Source organism: Kitasatospora sp. NPDC096147, from assembly GCF_044763225.1.
Classification (GTDB): Bacteria; Actinomycetota; Actinomycetes; order Streptomycetales; family Streptomycetaceae; genus Kitasatospora.
The window spans coordinates 288,140-301,696 of sequence record NZ_JBIWFX010000003.1 but is presented as its reverse complement, the minus strand read 5'-3'; the positions used below and the strand labels follow the sequence as shown (position 1 = coordinate 301,696).

The 13,557-nt window shown below is 64.3% G+C and carries 24 protein-coding genes; 17 read left to right on the top strand and 7 right to left on the bottom strand.

Features of this window, described 5'->3' with window-relative positions; all coding sequences use genetic code 11:
- Nucleotides 1–52 precede the first annotated feature (52 nt).
- From ACIRBX_RS11920 to ACIRBX_RS11895, 6 genes are all read right to left on the bottom strand, one after another.
- Nucleotides 53–1,006, bottom strand: a complete 954-nt coding sequence (locus ACIRBX_RS11920; RefSeq protein WP_402295750.1) for a hypothetical protein — start codon at nucleotides 1,004–1,006, stop codon at nucleotides 53–55.
- Between the two features lie 109 nt (nucleotides 1,007–1,115).
- Nucleotides 1,116–1,355: a hypothetical protein gene (locus tag ACIRBX_RS11915; protein WP_402295748.1), complete on the bottom strand. Its 240-nt coding sequence runs from the start codon at nucleotides 1,353–1,355 to the stop codon at nucleotides 1,116–1,118.
- Nucleotides 1,356–1,398: 43 nt separating this feature from the next.
- The gene (locus ACIRBX_RS11910) at nucleotides 1,399–1,671 is read right to left on the bottom strand and encodes a hypothetical protein (RefSeq protein ID WP_402295746.1); all 273 of its coding nucleotides are present in this window, start codon (nucleotides 1,669–1,671) and stop codon (nucleotides 1,399–1,401) included.
- Between the two features lie 11 nt (nucleotides 1,672–1,682).
- A complete protein-coding gene (locus tag ACIRBX_RS11905; protein ID WP_402295744.1) occupies nucleotides 1,683–2,099 on the bottom strand; it encodes a hypothetical protein in 417 nt (138 codons plus the stop codon).
- Nucleotides 2,096–2,269, bottom strand: a complete 174-nt coding sequence (locus ACIRBX_RS11900) for a hypothetical protein (RefSeq protein WP_402295743.1) — start codon at nucleotides 2,267–2,269, stop codon at nucleotides 2,096–2,098. Before ACIRBX_RS11900 ends, ACIRBX_RS11905 begins: the two co-directional genes overlap by 4 nt.
- Before the next feature lie 92 nt (nucleotides 2,270–2,361).
- Nucleotides 2,362–2,652, bottom strand: coding sequence for an HNH endonuclease (locus ACIRBX_RS11895; protein WP_402295742.1), 291 nt, complete (start codon nucleotides 2,650–2,652; stop codon nucleotides 2,362–2,364).
- 396 nt (nucleotides 2,653–3,048) lie between these two features.
- Between ACIRBX_RS11895 and ACIRBX_RS11890 the strand changes: the two genes are divergently transcribed.
- The 17 genes from ACIRBX_RS11890 to ACIRBX_RS11810 all read left to right on the top strand — a co-directional run bounded on the left by ACIRBX_RS11890 (nucleotide 3,049) and on the right by ACIRBX_RS11810 (nucleotide 12,864).
- Nucleotides 3,049–3,540 carry a hypothetical protein gene (locus ACIRBX_RS11890; RefSeq protein WP_402295740.1) on the top strand — a complete coding sequence of 164 codons (492 nt, stop codon included), beginning with the start codon at nucleotides 3,049–3,051 and terminating at the stop codon, nucleotides 3,538–3,540.
- Between the two features lie 271 nt (nucleotides 3,541–3,811).
- Nucleotides 3,812–4,129: a hypothetical protein gene (locus tag ACIRBX_RS11885; protein ID WP_402295739.1), complete on the top strand. Its 318-nt coding sequence runs from the start codon at nucleotides 3,812–3,814 to the stop codon at nucleotides 4,127–4,129.
- A gap of 26 nt (nucleotides 4,130–4,155) precedes the next feature.
- Nucleotides 4,156–4,905, top strand: coding sequence for a RecB family exonuclease (locus tag ACIRBX_RS11880; RefSeq protein ID WP_402295737.1), 750 nt, complete (start codon nucleotides 4,156–4,158; stop codon nucleotides 4,903–4,905).
- Nucleotides 4,906–5,007: 102 nt separating this feature from the next.
- The gene (locus ACIRBX_RS11875; RefSeq protein ID WP_402295736.1) at nucleotides 5,008–5,832 is read left to right on the top strand and encodes an AAA family ATPase; all 825 of its coding nucleotides are present in this window, start codon (nucleotides 5,008–5,010) and stop codon (nucleotides 5,830–5,832) included.
- The gene (locus tag ACIRBX_RS11870) at nucleotides 5,832–6,173 is read left to right on the top strand and encodes a hypothetical protein (protein ID WP_402295735.1); all 342 of its coding nucleotides are present in this window, start codon (nucleotides 5,832–5,834) and stop codon (nucleotides 6,171–6,173) included. Before ACIRBX_RS11875 ends, ACIRBX_RS11870 begins: the two co-directional genes overlap by 1 nt.
- Nucleotides 6,166–6,615, top strand: coding sequence for an endonuclease VII domain-containing protein (locus ACIRBX_RS11865; RefSeq protein WP_402295733.1), 450 nt, complete (start codon nucleotides 6,166–6,168; stop codon nucleotides 6,613–6,615). Before ACIRBX_RS11870 ends, ACIRBX_RS11865 begins: the two co-directional genes overlap by 8 nt.
- A complete protein-coding gene (locus ACIRBX_RS11860; RefSeq protein ID WP_402295731.1) occupies nucleotides 6,581–6,976 on the top strand; it encodes a CHC2 zinc finger domain-containing protein in 396 nt (131 codons plus the stop codon). The genes ACIRBX_RS11865 and ACIRBX_RS11860 overlap by 35 nt, the downstream gene beginning before the upstream one ends.
- A complete protein-coding gene (locus tag ACIRBX_RS11855; protein WP_402295730.1) occupies nucleotides 6,900–7,493 on the top strand; it encodes a toprim domain-containing protein in 594 nt (197 codons plus the stop codon). The genes ACIRBX_RS11860 and ACIRBX_RS11855 overlap by 77 nt, the downstream gene beginning before the upstream one ends.
- Entirely contained in the window at nucleotides 7,490–7,684 is a 195-nt protein-coding gene (locus ACIRBX_RS11850) for a hypothetical protein (protein WP_402295728.1), read from the top strand. Before ACIRBX_RS11855 ends, ACIRBX_RS11850 begins: the two co-directional genes overlap by 4 nt.
- A complete protein-coding gene (locus tag ACIRBX_RS11845; RefSeq protein WP_402295726.1) occupies nucleotides 7,681–8,091 on the top strand; it encodes a DUF3310 domain-containing protein in 411 nt (136 codons plus the stop codon). Before ACIRBX_RS11850 ends, ACIRBX_RS11845 begins: the two co-directional genes overlap by 4 nt.
- Complete coding sequence (locus tag ACIRBX_RS11840; protein WP_402295725.1) at nucleotides 8,088–8,909, top strand: metallophosphoesterase; 822 nt, start codon at nucleotides 8,088–8,090, stop codon at nucleotides 8,907–8,909. Before ACIRBX_RS11845 ends, ACIRBX_RS11840 begins: the two co-directional genes overlap by 4 nt.
- Nucleotides 8,909–9,484, top strand: a complete 576-nt coding sequence (locus ACIRBX_RS11835) for a hypothetical protein (RefSeq protein WP_402295723.1) — start codon at nucleotides 8,909–8,911, stop codon at nucleotides 9,482–9,484. Before ACIRBX_RS11840 ends, ACIRBX_RS11835 begins: the two co-directional genes overlap by 1 nt.
- A gap of 209 nt (nucleotides 9,485–9,693) precedes the next feature.
- A complete protein-coding gene (locus ACIRBX_RS11830; RefSeq protein WP_402295722.1) occupies nucleotides 9,694–10,227 on the top strand; it encodes a hypothetical protein in 534 nt (177 codons plus the stop codon).
- Between the two features lie 72 nt (nucleotides 10,228–10,299).
- A complete protein-coding gene (locus tag ACIRBX_RS11825; RefSeq protein WP_402295721.1) occupies nucleotides 10,300–10,482 on the top strand; it encodes a hypothetical protein in 183 nt (60 codons plus the stop codon).
- Between the two features lie 13 nt (nucleotides 10,483–10,495).
- Nucleotides 10,496–12,295, top strand: a complete 1,800-nt coding sequence (locus ACIRBX_RS11820; RefSeq protein WP_402295719.1) for a DNA polymerase — start codon at nucleotides 10,496–10,498, stop codon at nucleotides 12,293–12,295.
- A 153-nt stretch (nucleotides 12,296–12,448) separates the two neighbouring features.
- Complete coding sequence (locus tag ACIRBX_RS11815; protein ID WP_402295717.1) at nucleotides 12,449–12,697, top strand: hypothetical protein; 249 nt, start codon at nucleotides 12,449–12,451, stop codon at nucleotides 12,695–12,697.
- 11 nt (nucleotides 12,698–12,708) lie between these two features.
- Nucleotides 12,709–12,864 carry a helix-turn-helix domain-containing protein gene (locus ACIRBX_RS11810; RefSeq protein ID WP_402296457.1) on the top strand — a complete coding sequence of 52 codons (156 nt, stop codon included), beginning with the start codon at nucleotides 12,709–12,711 and terminating at the stop codon, nucleotides 12,862–12,864.
- Here ACIRBX_RS11810 and ACIRBX_RS11805 read toward each other — a convergent pair.
- Nucleotides 12,861–13,358 (bottom strand): hypothetical protein, encoded by a 498-nt coding sequence (locus ACIRBX_RS11805; RefSeq protein ID WP_402295715.1) that lies wholly within the window; start codon nucleotides 13,356–13,358, stop codon nucleotides 12,861–12,863. The genes ACIRBX_RS11810 and ACIRBX_RS11805 overlap by 4 nt on opposite strands.
- Nucleotides 13,359–13,557: the final 199 nt, after the last annotated feature.

Genomic DNA, 13,557 nt, shown 5'->3' with positions numbered 1-13,557 from the left:
GCCCTGCGCTGGAAATGCTGCTATTGGGGGATAGGATCATAGGTCTCCGGATTCAGAAGCCGATGACACGGCTTCGGCGCTTCTTGAGTCGGCCGTCCGCGATGGCATCGGCGCGGGCCTCGTAGGCCAAGATCGCCGCCACGGCCAAGTCGATCTTCTTTTTCGACTTCGGACTCTGCTTAGTGATCAAGGTTCCCTGGGGAACCTCGCGAGTGACGGCCGCCAGGACGTGGCGGGCCAGGTCGAGATCACCGTCATGAAGCAGATCCCTCATCGCCGCCGCGCTGCGGAAACGCTCGGTGGCGGTGGCCATGCGGGTTGGCCGGTTGGTCCAGAACTCGAACACGCGATCGTCCCCGTAGGTGATCGACCAGCGGCCCAACGCCTCCTGCCAGTACGGCGGATCACCGTAGAACCACTCAACTCGCCACGTGGAGAAAGCGGTTGCTACGGCCGCCTCGACGGCCAGGACGTCCACCTCCCAGTCGGGCCGGTTGGGGTCGCGAGGGTTCTCCTGGAGGTGAATCTTGAAGAGCTTGCCGTCGCGCAGGCGCACGCCCACCAGGCAGGTGGCGTCACCTCGGAGGCTCCCGTCCATGCCGATGGCGATCTGGTCGCCGGGAAGGATCGGGTCGTCCTCGCTGAGGCAGGCTTCCCAGTCGCCCTTCGTCATCCAGCCGTCGGCGTTCTCCTGGATGCGGTTCAGGTAGAACCGGAAGGCAACGGCGGCCGGGGTGCGGGGGTCCTGGATCGCGTCCGCGATGCCGGGAACATCGACCCAACTGGAGTCCCCGTATGCCTCGGTGACCGCCGCCTCGACGGCTGCGCGGTCGGCGAAGTCCAGCTCGCCGAGGGCCTCCACGCAGTCGTAGAGGATGCGGCCGGCAGCAGCGAGCACCGCTTCGTGGGTGCGCTGGGCAATGCTGTTCTCGTTCGGGTTGTACGCGTTCGTCGTCTCGATCAGACGAGATCCGGCACCGGCCGTCTTCTGGACGTTGCGGTCCAACGTCTCCCAGACGTAGATCCCCTGGTTCGACTCGACCCAGTGGTGGACCTCGTCACAGACACAGAAGTGCTACCTGCCTGACCCCCGGAAGGAACGTCCCTTCCGGGGGTCAGACAAAGGTGGGCCTCGCCCCCTCAAGACCTCGGGAAGAAGAGGTGACGGGCTCGATCCGGCCGGGCCGGCCGTCGGTGAACTGGATGAGCCCCTTACCGATATCAAGGCCGTACTCGGCCTCCGCCGGGGACTCGGCGAGCATGCCGCGGATCATGTCCCGCGTGTTCGCGGTCTGATCGAGGGAGGTCGCAGCGATTTGTACCAGTGGCAGCGGAACCCGCTTGCCGACCGGCATCCCGTGCTCGTCCCAGTGGGAGAAGCGGGCCGGACCGATGAACTCAACGATGCACAGCGCCGCCAGCAGGGGTGTCTAACTTCCCCCAGCCCTTCGCGCGCCGCAGCGCACAGGACCGGTAGAGCCACCTCCCCTTGTCGTCGATCGCGTACATCCACAGCACGAAGCGCAGCTGCTCGGGGGTGAACCGCCAGGGTTGGCCCGCGTTCTCGCCATCGGGCTGGACGATATAGGTCTGGGCCCAGCGGATGATCTGGTAGCCGAGGGATCGGGAGGGGTGCGGCACACCGGCCGGAATGTTGCCTGTTTGCGCCAAGTCACCGCCTCCTAGGGGTTGTTGAGCAGGTTGAAGAGCTCTTCGTCCAGGTCGAGAGCAGGAGGTTCGGCGGCCGGCCCTTCGGGCTCGGCGTCTTCGAGCTTCATCCGCAGCCGAGAGCGGTCTTCCAGCGTCGCGCCCCACTTGGCCACCCGCTGGCGGATCTCCGCCGCGAGCTTGACGTCACCCTGGAAGAGCAAATCGACCAGCAATGTGGTGATCTCCAGCTCCATCCAGTCCGTCTCTGCCCACGCCGCTGTCTGCGGCGCGGTGGACCAGGTCCGCCAGAAGCGGCGGGCGCCGCTCGTCTTGATGCCGAGGGCCCGGGGGAGTTCCCGGCCGGGCTGGGCCTCGTTGGCCAGCTCCTGGGCGCCGGGGTGCACGTTGCGCCTGATGGCGTTCGGCTTGGGCTTCGGTCCTCGGGTCACCGCAACACCGCCCGGTGCAGCTCGACGCCGTAGAGGTCGGCCAGGTCGTACAGGTCGGCGCTCGCCTCGCGGCGCCACCGTCGGGAAGCAGCTCGGTTGGGGGGAAGGCCCGGGTCCGGGCCGGAGCAGGACGGGCAGCCACCGCAGCGGCCGGCGCAGTCCACCAGCATGTGATCTCCAGAGGGAAGAGGGCATGAAGAAGGCCCGCGCAGATGTGGGCGGGCCGGGAACTCGACGGCCAGGGGCCGGAGTTGGAAGCGGCCTAGCGGCGGTAGGTCTTGATCTTGTGGCAGGAGCGACACAGCGTCACCAGGTTGTCCAGTTCCCAGGTGCCGCCTTGGGCCACCGGAGTCTTGTGGTCAACCTCCAACTCGCTTCGAGAGCCGCAGAGTTGGCAGGTGAAGCGATCCCGGGCTAGCGCCCGTGAACGCCGGCTTGCAGCGTCCCTGGGCCGGTTGAGGTTTCGAGGAGAGGGGCGGTCCCACGATTGCCGAAGCTGGTGGGAGCCGCACCTCCCGTCTCGAACGGTGACGGAGGTGCAGCCGCCCTTCAAGCAGATGCTCTTGGCCCTGGGTACGGTGTCCTCCTGGTGGTGGAGCCGAGGCCCCGGCCGGATACTAGTCTGGCGGCCGGGGCAGTTACTGATCCTGTATTGAGAGACACCTGAGAGTTAGGTTCAAATGCGAACAACACCAAAGCTTTTGATGGTGTCTCAGGTCGCTAGTAAGGTCCAGCCCGTTGGCCTGTCCCTCACTTGCTCTCACTAAAGGCGTATGTGAGCGGTGGGCCTCCAGCGCTCGCTTCAAGCCCAAAGTGAGAGTCAGGTCACACTTGGCAGGCTGGCGCGGGGGTAGGACATCGTTACTTGATCTGGGGGGTTTCTAGATGTACGCTCGGCATCCCGAGCAGGGTTCACGTATCAGCAGGGACACTAAGCAAGGGAACTCAAATGGCTAGGCTGCCAAGCGATGCAGAACTCAAGAAGCTTTTCGTGCTGGGAAGGTCGAATCAGGAGATCGCCGACCAGTACGGAGTCACCCTTCAAGCTGTAGCAAAGCGCCTTGCTGAGCAAAATTACTATCGACGGCCCCTGGCCGCTGCTGTCGTCAATGACATTCTTTCCGAGGCATGGTCCATCCTGACCGTCGATAACGGTCCCTCGCATCACTCCAGTTCGCCTGCCCAGTCTCTCAAGGTGTGGATGAGGCGCAGGCTTGGCGACGCCTCACTCAGTGAGCGGCAGGCTCATACGGCCGACCTGTTTGAGAAGCGACTTCGCACCAGAGGGCTTGTGCTGGATTACAGCCGCGAGCGAGGCTTCGAGTGGGTACCTCGGCTGCCGACCGATGGGCATCTGGCGATCCGGTGGCCGGCCGACCGAGCGGCCCCTTCCGAGAGGGCCGCTCGCGTGCTCACGCTCGATCCACAACCCGAGAACTAGGCCGAGGGACACAGGACGGAACCAAGGACCCGCGGGCAACGTCGATCAGTGCGCAGCCATCAGGCCCCACTCCATGTGGGGCCTTTTCATTTGGCAAGATCCTTCATCTGACGTCCAGTCAGCTAGTAGTCAATCAATGTGATCCGGCTCACTGCTCGGTGAAGGGCTTGTCGTAGGTCCGTGAGATAAATTGCTGGTCACACGGGGTGCGGGCATGCCACCGTGTGTGCTCGAAGGAGGAGGGGTAATGGGCGCTACGGTCCCGCAGGCCGTGAAGGTGAAGGTGCTTGAGGAGATTGACCGGGGCACATCAGTATCCGTAGCAATGACTCAGGCAGCTGACCTGATCATCCTGAGGAGTGAGTCCTCTACGGTGGGGGAGTACTGGGACATTGCCCATGCTTTGCCTCTCAGTGAAGAGGGTGCGGCAGAGCTTGCCTACCAGGAGGAGCAGATATTTCAGCGCCTCCGGCTTCGCTTCATTGACATGACCCTTGAATCCGAGACACATGACTACCCGAACTCCCACTTCCCGGGGAGCGAGCGGTTCGTCTTCATCCGAGCATGCCCAAAGGCGGTGGTTCAGTGAGCAACGTAGCGATGCAGGCTCGATCGGTGAGCCAGACCGAGCAGTACGAGAAGTGCGGACACCGATACTGGCTCCAGCGCGTGGAGCGCGTGACGCCTCTCCCGGCGGCTTGGAGCGCCCACGGTACGGCGTTCCACTCGGCCGCTGAGGCGGTAGAGCGATCTCAGCGAACGATGACAGAGGAAGAGGCCATCCAACTCTTCTCCGACCAGTACTCCGCGCTGATCAACAAGGGGCTCGACCAGGAGCCCAACACGGACCGCTGGTTGTCTGCGGCCGGCACGGGTGCCGAGGACATTGAGCACAGGTACGTCCTTGGTCAGCAGCAGACTGCTGACTACGTTCGATGGACTCGGAACAACCAGCCGTCAATCTGGCAGGTCCCCGAAAAGGGGATCGCGCTGGAGCTCTACTTCTCGGTGGAGCTCGGAGGCATCCAAGTCCGTGGCTATATAGACCAGTTGGTGGCCGAGGTCGATGGCTCGGTCCGGGTTCGCGACCTCAAGACGGGGAGTACCAAATCCAAGTTTCAGCTGGAGACGTACAAGGCGGCCACCGAGCTTGCGCACGGCGTCACAGTGAATCGTGGTGACTGGTACATGGGCAAGACGGGCGGACTGTCCCGCCCGGTTGACCTCTCGGCTGTTTCGGTCGATGAGGTGGGGGAGCGCTATGCCCGTATGGACGCTGGCGTGAAGGCAGGTGACTTCCCTGCAAAGCCAGGGTTCCTCTGCCGCTTCTGTGACATGAAGCACAAGTGCTCTTTTTTTCGATAAAAAGTTGATCTGGGGGGTACTGCTTGCTAGGTTCTTCTCAAGCGACCCGGCCTAGGCCGGGATTTTCTATCAAGAAAAAGTTGAACTGGGGGGTGGCTTAGGATGTACTCATTGGCACAGTCGGTGACCGTCCGTGGGGCGGCCGGCGAGCCTATCCCTTGTTCGCTCAAGGGGTTGGAGAGGCACGAAGTCCAGTTCAGGCGAGGCGAGTTCAGCTTGGTCGCTGCCGGCCCCGGGACTGGCAAGTCCCTGTTGGCTGCGAACCTGGCAATGCACAGCAACCTCCCGGTGCTCTACTTCTCAGCTGACTCGGGGGCTGCTACTCAGCTCTCCCGGGCGACCGCGATCATCACGGGCGAAGACGTGAAGGCGATCAAATCCCGCCTGCTCGAAGGTGGCTTCGATGTCTACGGGGAGGCCCTTGCAAAACGGTGGTGGGTGCGCTTCAACTACGAGGCCAGGCCCACCCCTTCGGATCTCGAACGGGACCTCGCCTGCTACTTCGAGGTCTTCGGATGCCATCCGCATTTGATCGTGGTGGATAACATCACCAATGTGGATGCGGGGCCAACTCCCGATGCTTCCAGCATGGTTATGAGCCTTGAGGGCCTGTGCGAGTACATGTCCGAGATGGCCCGGGTGACCGGGGCCCACGTGCTCGCGCTTCATCACGTCGTTGGGGAGTACTCGGATGGCCTGGAGCCGATCCCGTTGTCCGGCGTGAAGGGGAAGATCGGCCGCGTGCCGTCGTTGATCCTGACGATTCACAAGGAGCTCGACGGGATGGACGGCAGGGTGCTGCACATCAGCCCGGTGAAGAACCGCGAGGGATTCGAGGATTCCAGCGGCGCCACCTTCTCCAGCTACAACTTCGACCGCCGCAGCATGCGGCTCACCGACGTACTCACTCCGGGGGAGTGGACCTGATGACGATGACTCACGGCTACACGATCGAGAAGGAGATGGTGGACCTGGTCCCCGGACGCACGGGGGTCTCCGCCAAGGAGTTGGAGGAAGCTGGCGGCGGTGTCGTGGCCTTGGTGGTCCGAGTTACCGGCCGGCACGGGATCAGCCTCCGCAGCCTCGCCAAGGACTTGGCTCGCTCCACCGGACGCGGCATCAACACGGTGGCCTTGTCGGTGCAGGAACCGGGAGGCATCGAGGAGTGGAAGGCTGTCCCGGTCGAGCGCCTGGTAGCACTCACCAAGGAGCTGGCGGACCTCCGGGACCAGCTGCGGGTGGAAAGTGCCGTGAGGGCGCGTGGCTGAGGCCAGGCGCGGATACCGCATCTGCTCAAAGTGCTCGAAGAGCAAGGCGGAACGTTTCTTCGCCGGAACGCGGGGTCGGGTCTGCTCGACCTGCAAAAAGTCCCGGACGCGAGCAGCGTCCCGGGATGCGCGTCTGCGGGCGACCTACGGTCTGACCACCGAGGAGTACCAGCGCCTCTTCGAGGCCCAGGGCGGTCGGTGCGCGATCTGCCAGGAGACGCGGCGGACGAACCTCGCGGTGGATCACTGCCACAAGACGGAGGCGATTCGGGGCCTGCTCTGCCAGCGGTGCAACGGGCAGCTCCTCGCCCGGGGCGCACGTGACCGCCCGGAGGTTCTCCGGCGGGCCGCTGAGTACCTAGAGAAGTATCCGGCCTGGCAGGTGCTTGGACCTCGCTACACGACTGATGGAGACCAGCGTGGAGAAGCCGAGGATCAGTGAAGTGCTCAGGCACTTCTACGGGTTGGAGGTCGAGGACGACCGGGACCGCTGGCAGAAGATCCTCTGCCCGCTCCACCCGGACAGCAGCCCGAGTGCCTCGGTGCACACGGTCCGGGAGCGGTGGTCGTGCTTCGTCTGCGACGTCTCCGAAGATGGCATCGACGTGATCAGGAGGGAGATGGAAATTGGGTTCAGAGAAGCCCAAGAGTTCGCACGTAAGCGGTTCGGTGGAGGCCGCAAGGACGTATTTCGAGCAGTATCCGGGAAGCCCGGCCGAAAAGTATGTGAACGCCCGAGGTTTGGGCAAGGCGGCAAGCAAGTTCGGTCTGGGCTACGTCCGTTCGGGTCGAACGGGCCATGAGCACCTGACGGGGATGCTGGTGATCCCCTACCTCCGGCCAGCTGGAGGCGAGCACGGCACTGCAACCCTCCGGTTCCGGTGCATCCGGGACGAGTGCGTGCGTGACGAGCAGGGCGAGTACCTCGCGCCAACCCGGAAGGAGCGCCACGACGGGCACGGGAAGTACCGGTCACTCCCGGGTGACTATCCCAGACTCTTCAACACCCCAGCTCTGATCACCGGGACGCCGCACATGGCGCTCTCGGAGGGCGAGTTCGACGCCATGGCGTCGGAGGTAGCGGGAGTGCCGTGCGTCGGCAGCCAGGGAACCGGGGCGTGGAAGCCCCACTTCAAGCCCGCGCTGGTTGGGTACGAGCGGGTCTTCATCATCGCGGACCCGGACCCGGCCGGCCTCCAAGCCGCCGAGAAGCGGGCCGCCGATCTCCCCAACTCGGTTGTGATCAACCTGGGTTCGGACATCAATTCATTCGTTCACGCCAAGGGCGCGGACGCGTACAGGAAGAGGCTCGGACTATGAAGCAGCGCGTCAGCAAGTGGGTTCCCGGCACCAGGGTCAGGTCTCTGGCCAAGGGTTTGGAGGGCTGGACCGGCACCGTGGAGGACGTGGACTACGCCTACGTTACGGACGGGACCTCGGTCGTCCTGGACGACCCGGACGACGACGGCCGCGGCCTGTGGTTCGCCGATAACGAGCTGGAGGAGCTGTGAGCTACCAGGTTGGTGACGAGGCAAAGGTGCTGCCTGCTGCTGAGTACGGCCCGGAGGCATGGGCCCGGTCTTTCCGGGCCGGCCAGGTCGGCACAGTGGTTGCCGTCGATCCCAGCTTGCCTTTTCCAATCGAACTGGAGTTCCCCTCGGGCTCGCCGCTGGCCTACACCGAAGACGAGCTGGTGAAGGCAGGTGCCGACCAGGTTGAGGACGTGGTGGACCATCCGGCCCACTACACCTGGCTCCCGGTGGAGGTCATCGAGATCACCAAGCACCTCACCTTCGTCCGAGGCAACGCGGTTAAGTACCTGCTGCGTGCCGGCCGCAAGAGCGCCGATCCGCTGGAGGATCTGCGCAAGGCGCGCTGGTATCTCGACTACGAAATCCGTCAACTAGGAGGCGCGTGAAGCGAGTTGTAGTAATCAGTGACACCCAGATCCCGTTCGAGGACAAGCGTGCCCTGCGCAACGTGATCAAGTTCGTCCACGAGTACCAGCCGGACGAGGTGCTCCAGATCGGGGACCTGGTGGACTACCCGGCCCCGTCCCGGTGGAGCGCCGGCACCAGGGCCGAGTTCGAGGGCAACGTCATCAGGGACTCGGAGTATGCGAAGAGGAACTTCCTGGCCCCGCTCCGATCGGGCTATGACGGCCCGGTCAAGATCCTTGAAGGCAACCACGACGCGAGGCCGCGAACCTACCTCGCGGCGAAGGCTCCGGCGCTGGCCGCCGAGGACCAGTTCTACAAGTTCGAGAACCTCTTGGACTTCAAGGGCTTCGGAGTGGAAAGGGCGGAGCCCTACTACCAGTTCGCCCCCGGCTGGGTCGCGGTCCACGGACACGAGTCCCCCGGGATGAGCCAGGTCCCGGGAGCGACCGCCCGACTCAAGGCCGTGAAGGCGGGCGTCTCCCTGGTGATGGGTCACACCCACCGCCTGGCGATCAGCCCTCACACCACCGGCCACAACGGGAAGCTGACCACGATCTACGGATTCGAGGTTGGCCACCTGATGGACGTGAAGCAGGCCGGCTACCTCAAGAACGGCCCGGCCAACTGGCAGAAGGGTTTCGGGCTCTTCTACTGCGGTGCCCACGGTGCCACCCCGCACGCGATCCCTGTCGAGCCTGACGGCTCGTTCGTGGTCGAGGGCCAGCGGTACGGCCAAATCCCGCGCAAGGGCGGGAAGTTCACCAAGAAGACCAACAACGAGAAGGAGGCAGCCTGATGGCTGAGATCGACTGGGCGAAGGCTGCTTCGACCGCCCACAAGGTCGCCAAGGATCTGGCCAGCAAGTGGCCGATCGTCGAGGCTGACGACGTGGCGCAGGAGATCCTCAAGCATGCGCTGGAGCAGCGAGCGCTCTTCGAGCAGAAGGCTGGCGAGGACGGGTTCGAGGAGTTCTTCCGCAAGGCGGCCTGGCGCACCGCGAAGGCATACGCCGCGCGGGAGCAGAATACGCGGGACACCGAGGACGGCCAGTACTACTACACGCCCGAGGAGGCCCGGAACGCGCTCAAGAGCCTCGTCTACACGGACGCGGAGATCAGCGAACTCATCGGCAAGAAAGATGACTTGGGGCGTTGCCGGATTACTGACAACATCACCTCGGCTCGAATGGACGCCGAACGCGGCCTCAAGCGCCTGAACGACCGATACCGTGAGGCGCTGACCCGCATCTACGTCCTCGGAATCCCTGCCCGGGACCACGCGGAACGGCTCGTGGCCAACAGGGCTGCCGATGCCCTGGCCATCGCCATGAACGGCCACATTCGAGCCACCACCCGGGCCGGTGCCCGCTGACGGTGACGGAGAGCCGGCGGCACTACCGCCGTGGGGACGCCACCCTGCAAGTTGTCGCCGATGACGAGCCGGGATCGGATATCTACGTCCTGGTGGTCAACGCCAGCGGTGTCCACGAGTTTCTCCTAGCTCCCCCGGAGCGCAGGGCCCTGGCCAGCATGCTGGCCGAGGCCGAGAACGAACCCCCCTTCTAGCAACAGGAGTTGCCCTTGACCTATCCCGACCCGTTCGACCCGACCTCCCCGTGGGACGAGCCCGCGCAGAACACCCCGACCAACCCCACCCAGGAGGCGCCCATGACCGAGACCACCCCCACCCAGACCAGCTCCTCCGCCCCGTTCAAGATCGGTTTCACCCTCAAGGCCGGCTCCGGCTTCGACGCGCCGTGGATCACCCCGGCCGTCTGGGGCCATGACGCCAGTGAGACCGCCGATCGCGGTGTGGCCCTGCTCAACGCCCTCAAGGGCGCCGGGCTCATCGACCTCACCGCCAAGGCGGCGGAGTACACCCAGTCCCGCTACCAGGGAGCCGCCCCGTCCCAGGCGGCCCAGCCCACGCGCTTCGAAGGCGGCAAGGTCGTCCCGGCCTCCAACTCGGCCGGCCCGGCAGACGACGACTGCGCGCACGGTCGGAAGCTCGTAGAGAAGGGGAGCTGGGCGGCCCTCTTCTGCCAGGCCCGCGAGAAGAGCGACCAGTGCGAGCCGCTGTGGCGCCAGAAGGACGGCAGCTACAAGGCCAAGTAGTGCCTCGGCCTGCCCAAAAAGTTGATCTGGGGGGTCGGCTTCGGCCGGCCCCCCGCCTGCCCCGGGAGCGACATGGACCCTACTCAATACCTGGTCGAGGGCTGGGAGAACGGCGGCGTCTCGGTGCTGCACGAACCCTGCGGAGAGGAAGTCGGCGGCGGTGGCTGCCTGTGCTGCAAGGGCGGCCTGGTCCGCTTGGCCGACCTGATCACCGCTGCCGAACAGCACGAATGCACCACACCCGACCCACCCTGACGAGAGGAGGACGATGCGCCTCATCACCCACCCCATCAAGCGGCAGATCGTTCGAATCCACGTCGCCGAAACACCCTGGGACCTGGCCCAGTTCGTTGACTGGGTCGAAGCCAACTCGACTGCCCTCGGGTTCGACACCGAGACCACCGGGCTCGACTGGTGGAACGCCGACCGCGGATTCCGTTGCCGCCTCGCGCAGTTCGGCACGGCAACCGAGAGCTGGGTTCTCCCCGTCGAGGCCGGGGAGGACTACGCGGAGGCCGCCCGCTGGGCTCTCCGGCAGGCTGGCCGGCTCATCATCCACAACGCGAATTTTGACCTTCACGTAGTCGAGGCAACGCTTGGCATCCCGCTCGAAGAGCTGGCGCCGAAGGCGATCTGCACCAAGATCACGGCCCATCTGGTGGACCCAAGGGCCGTCAAGGAGCAGGGTCCTGGTCTCAAGCTCGAAGAGCTGACGAAGCACTACCTGGACCGAGATCTTGCCGAGCAGGTCAAGGGCTCCATGACCCGGATCGCCAAGGCGTACAAGGTCAAGAAGGAAGACATCTGGCCCATCGTCAGCCTGTCCGACGAAACGTTTCTGCTCTACGCCGGGATGGACCCTTGCTTGGCGTACAGGCTGTTCCACCTGCTCTACCCGATGATCCCGCTCCGCTCGCGGAGGAAGGGACTCTTCGGCTGGGAGCATCGGCTTGCCTACGTCTGCGCGCTGATCGAGCGCACCGGATACCTGCTGGACGCAGAGTACGCCGAGGCTCGGGCGGCCGAGCTGCTCGCCGAACAGGCGAAGTGGGAAGCGGTGGCAGCCGAGTTCGGGGTGGCCAACGTGAACTCCTCGGCCCAACTGATCGAGGCGTTCACTGGGTTCGGCGTCCGCCTCACGAAGAAGACAGCCAAGGGCAACTTGGCGATGGACGCCGAGGTGCTCGACGCCATCGATCACCCGCTGGCCGAGGCGGTCAAGAAGGCCACCAAGGCTGGCAAGTGGAGGAGCACTTGGTTCGAACGAGCCCTTAGCGGTAGGGATTCGAAGGGGCGCGTACACGCGACTCTGAACAGCCTCCAGGCCAGGACGGCCCGCATGTCGATTACCGGCAGCGTGCCGGCCCAGACCTTCCCGGCGGGTACCGGCTACGTCAGGCACATGTTCCTGGCGGAGGAAGGTCACGTCACCTGCTGCATTGACTTCGCCAACATGGAACTGAGGTTCCTCGCGGCGGAGAGCGGGGACCCGGTTATGCGGGACGCCTTCGCCAATGGCAAGGATCTCCACCAGATCACCGCAGACGCCGCAGGAGTTCCCCGCAAGGTCGGGAAGATGGGGAACTTCCTGATCGTTTTCGGGGGCGGCTGGAAGGCACTCGTGACTCAGGCGAAGGTGCTGGAAGATGTTGCCCGCCGGACAATTGATGCTTTCGGCTCCACCTACACCTATGTAGGAAAGCTAGCTGACCGTCTCATGGCTGAGGCGCGGCGTACCGGATTCATCTACACCAGCACCGGCCGAAGGCTTCCCGTGGATCGGGGGCGCCTCTACGCTGCCCAGAATTATTTCATTCAATCGGGCAGTCGGGATATCACGGCCCGAGCTGTGCTCCGACTCCACGAAGCCGGTTACACAAAGTGGATGCGCCTCATTATCCACGATGAAATCGTTTTCAGCTTTCCGAAGGATCGAGCCGAGGAGCTAATGCGGGAAGCTGCGAAACTGATGCAGTTCACCGTCAAGGGAGTTGAGATCCCCGCCGACGGAGAGATCGGAGACCGTTCGTGGGGCTCGGTGCTCGACCTTGAAGACTCAAAGCACTAACGGGGGACCCGTGCAAGACGAATACGAAGACGACTACACCGAAGACTGCGAGTACTGCGGAAACAGCCCGTCGGTCGGCCTCTATGACGTTGACGACGTGGATATGGGCCTCTGCTCGCTGTGCGCTTTCGAAACCGACGCTGAGAGGTGCGTATGACCGAGAACTCCCCGGAGCCCGACCCGTTTGCTGAACTCGCCCGCGAGATCAATCAGCGATTCAGCGAAGAACTGCTCGTCCAGCGGGCCCAAAATGCGGTAACCGTGGCCCAGGCGGTTGGCCTGGTATACCGAGAAGCCCTCATGGCTGGAGTGCCGGCAAGCCTGGCAGAAGGGATGGCTGGCGAATACTGGTCGGCAGAAATGTCGCTCACCAGTGAAGTTGACCCGGAGGAAGTTGATTGACCGGGCAAGCGATGATGAAAGTCGGCGATGTTGCCGAAAAGCTTCAGGTTCCCGTTTCCTGGATATACGACAACTGGCAACGAGAGCAAATTCCGTTCAAGAAAGTCGGGAACCGGCTCCGTTGTCGCCCGGCGGACCTTGAGCGTTGGATCGAGAATTTGGATTAAGCGAGCAAACCCAGAGCCTTCGACGTCAATTCGCCACCCGCCTTTCCTGCGACGGTGGTAAGGAGACCGTCCCGGCGGGCTCTCTTGAGCTGGTCGCGGATTGTGTCGGGCTTCCGGCCGATCTGCTCTGCAAGAGAGGGGATCGGGGCGGGGAGGCCGGCGTCCGATGCCAGCTTGTAGGCGGCGGACAGGGCGGCGAGGTAGCGCGGGGATACGCCGTCCTCGGCAAGCAACTGCCGTGCCCGAGCTGCTAGTTCCGCCCCTGGTGGCATCGCGGCCTCGGAGCGCGAGCCGGCATTGGCAGTGACCTGAGCGGCGGCAAGGTCGATTCGCCGCAGGACGGTGGTTGAGACCCCCCGGGCAACGTCCCGGGGAGCAGCGTCGGCCGCTGGCTCGATGGTGACCTTCTGGGGCCCCTGGCCGCCCGGCTCGCCGGGCCACCAGAGGCGCACCAACCAGCCGCCGACTGTCTGAACCACCTCAACGCCATCCATGTATGAAACCTAGCACACGAGTAGGGCCACCCAGGGTTGACAACCCTGGGTGGCCCGTGTGCATTCTGAGCGCATCACCCCCTCGGGTGATCAGAGAGAGTGAGATCCAAGTGTCAGTAGTCAAGCGGTGCCAGTGCCCTTGCCTGTGCGCCGAGAAGTGCCGCCACCGCGACCCCGCCAAGTGCATATGCCTGGGGCG

Bases quoted from the DNA above. Each gene is read 5' to 3' on its own strand.
- ACIRBX_RS11915 (WP_402295748.1), bottom strand. From the start codon at position 1,355: ATGCCGGTCGGCAAGCGGGTTCCGCTGCCACTGGTACAAATCGCTGCG.
- ACIRBX_RS11900 (WP_402295743.1), bottom strand. From the start codon at position 2,269: ATGCTGGTGGACTGCGCCGGCCGCTGCGGTGGCTGCCCGTCCTGCTCC.
- ACIRBX_RS11890 (WP_402295740.1), top strand. From the start codon at position 3,049: ATGGCTAGGCTGCCAAGCGATGCAGAACTCAAGAAGCTTTTCGTGCTG.
- ACIRBX_RS11875 (WP_402295736.1), top strand. From the start codon at position 5,008: ATGTACTCATTGGCACAGTCGGTGACCGTCCGTGGGGCGGCCGGCGAG.
- ACIRBX_RS11870 (WP_402295735.1), top strand. From the start codon at position 5,832: ATGACGATGACTCACGGCTACACGATCGAGAAGGAGATGGTGGACCTG.
- ACIRBX_RS11860 (WP_402295731.1), top strand. From the start codon at position 6,581: ATGGAGACCAGCGTGGAGAAGCCGAGGATCAGTGAAGTGCTCAGGCAC.
- ACIRBX_RS11850 (WP_402295728.1), top strand. From the start codon at position 7,490: ATGAAGCAGCGCGTCAGCAAGTGGGTTCCCGGCACCAGGGTCAGGTCT.
- ACIRBX_RS11835 (WP_402295723.1), top strand. From the start codon at position 8,909: ATGGCTGAGATCGACTGGGCGAAGGCTGCTTCGACCGCCCACAAGGTC.
- ACIRBX_RS11825 (WP_402295721.1), top strand. From the start codon at position 10,300: ATGGACCCTACTCAATACCTGGTCGAGGGCTGGGAGAACGGCGGCGTC.
- ACIRBX_RS11820 (WP_402295719.1), top strand. From the start codon at position 10,496: ATGCGCCTCATCACCCACCCCATCAAGCGGCAGATCGTTCGAATCCAC.
- ACIRBX_RS11815 (WP_402295717.1), top strand. From the start codon at position 12,449: ATGACCGAGAACTCCCCGGAGCCCGACCCGTTTGCTGAACTCGCCCGC.
- ACIRBX_RS11810 (WP_402296457.1), top strand. From the start codon at position 12,709: ATGATGAAAGTCGGCGATGTTGCCGAAAAGCTTCAGGTTCCCGTTTCC.
- ACIRBX_RS11805 (WP_402295715.1), bottom strand. From the start codon at position 13,358: ATGGATGGCGTTGAGGTGGTTCAGACAGTCGGCGGCTGGTTGGTGCGC.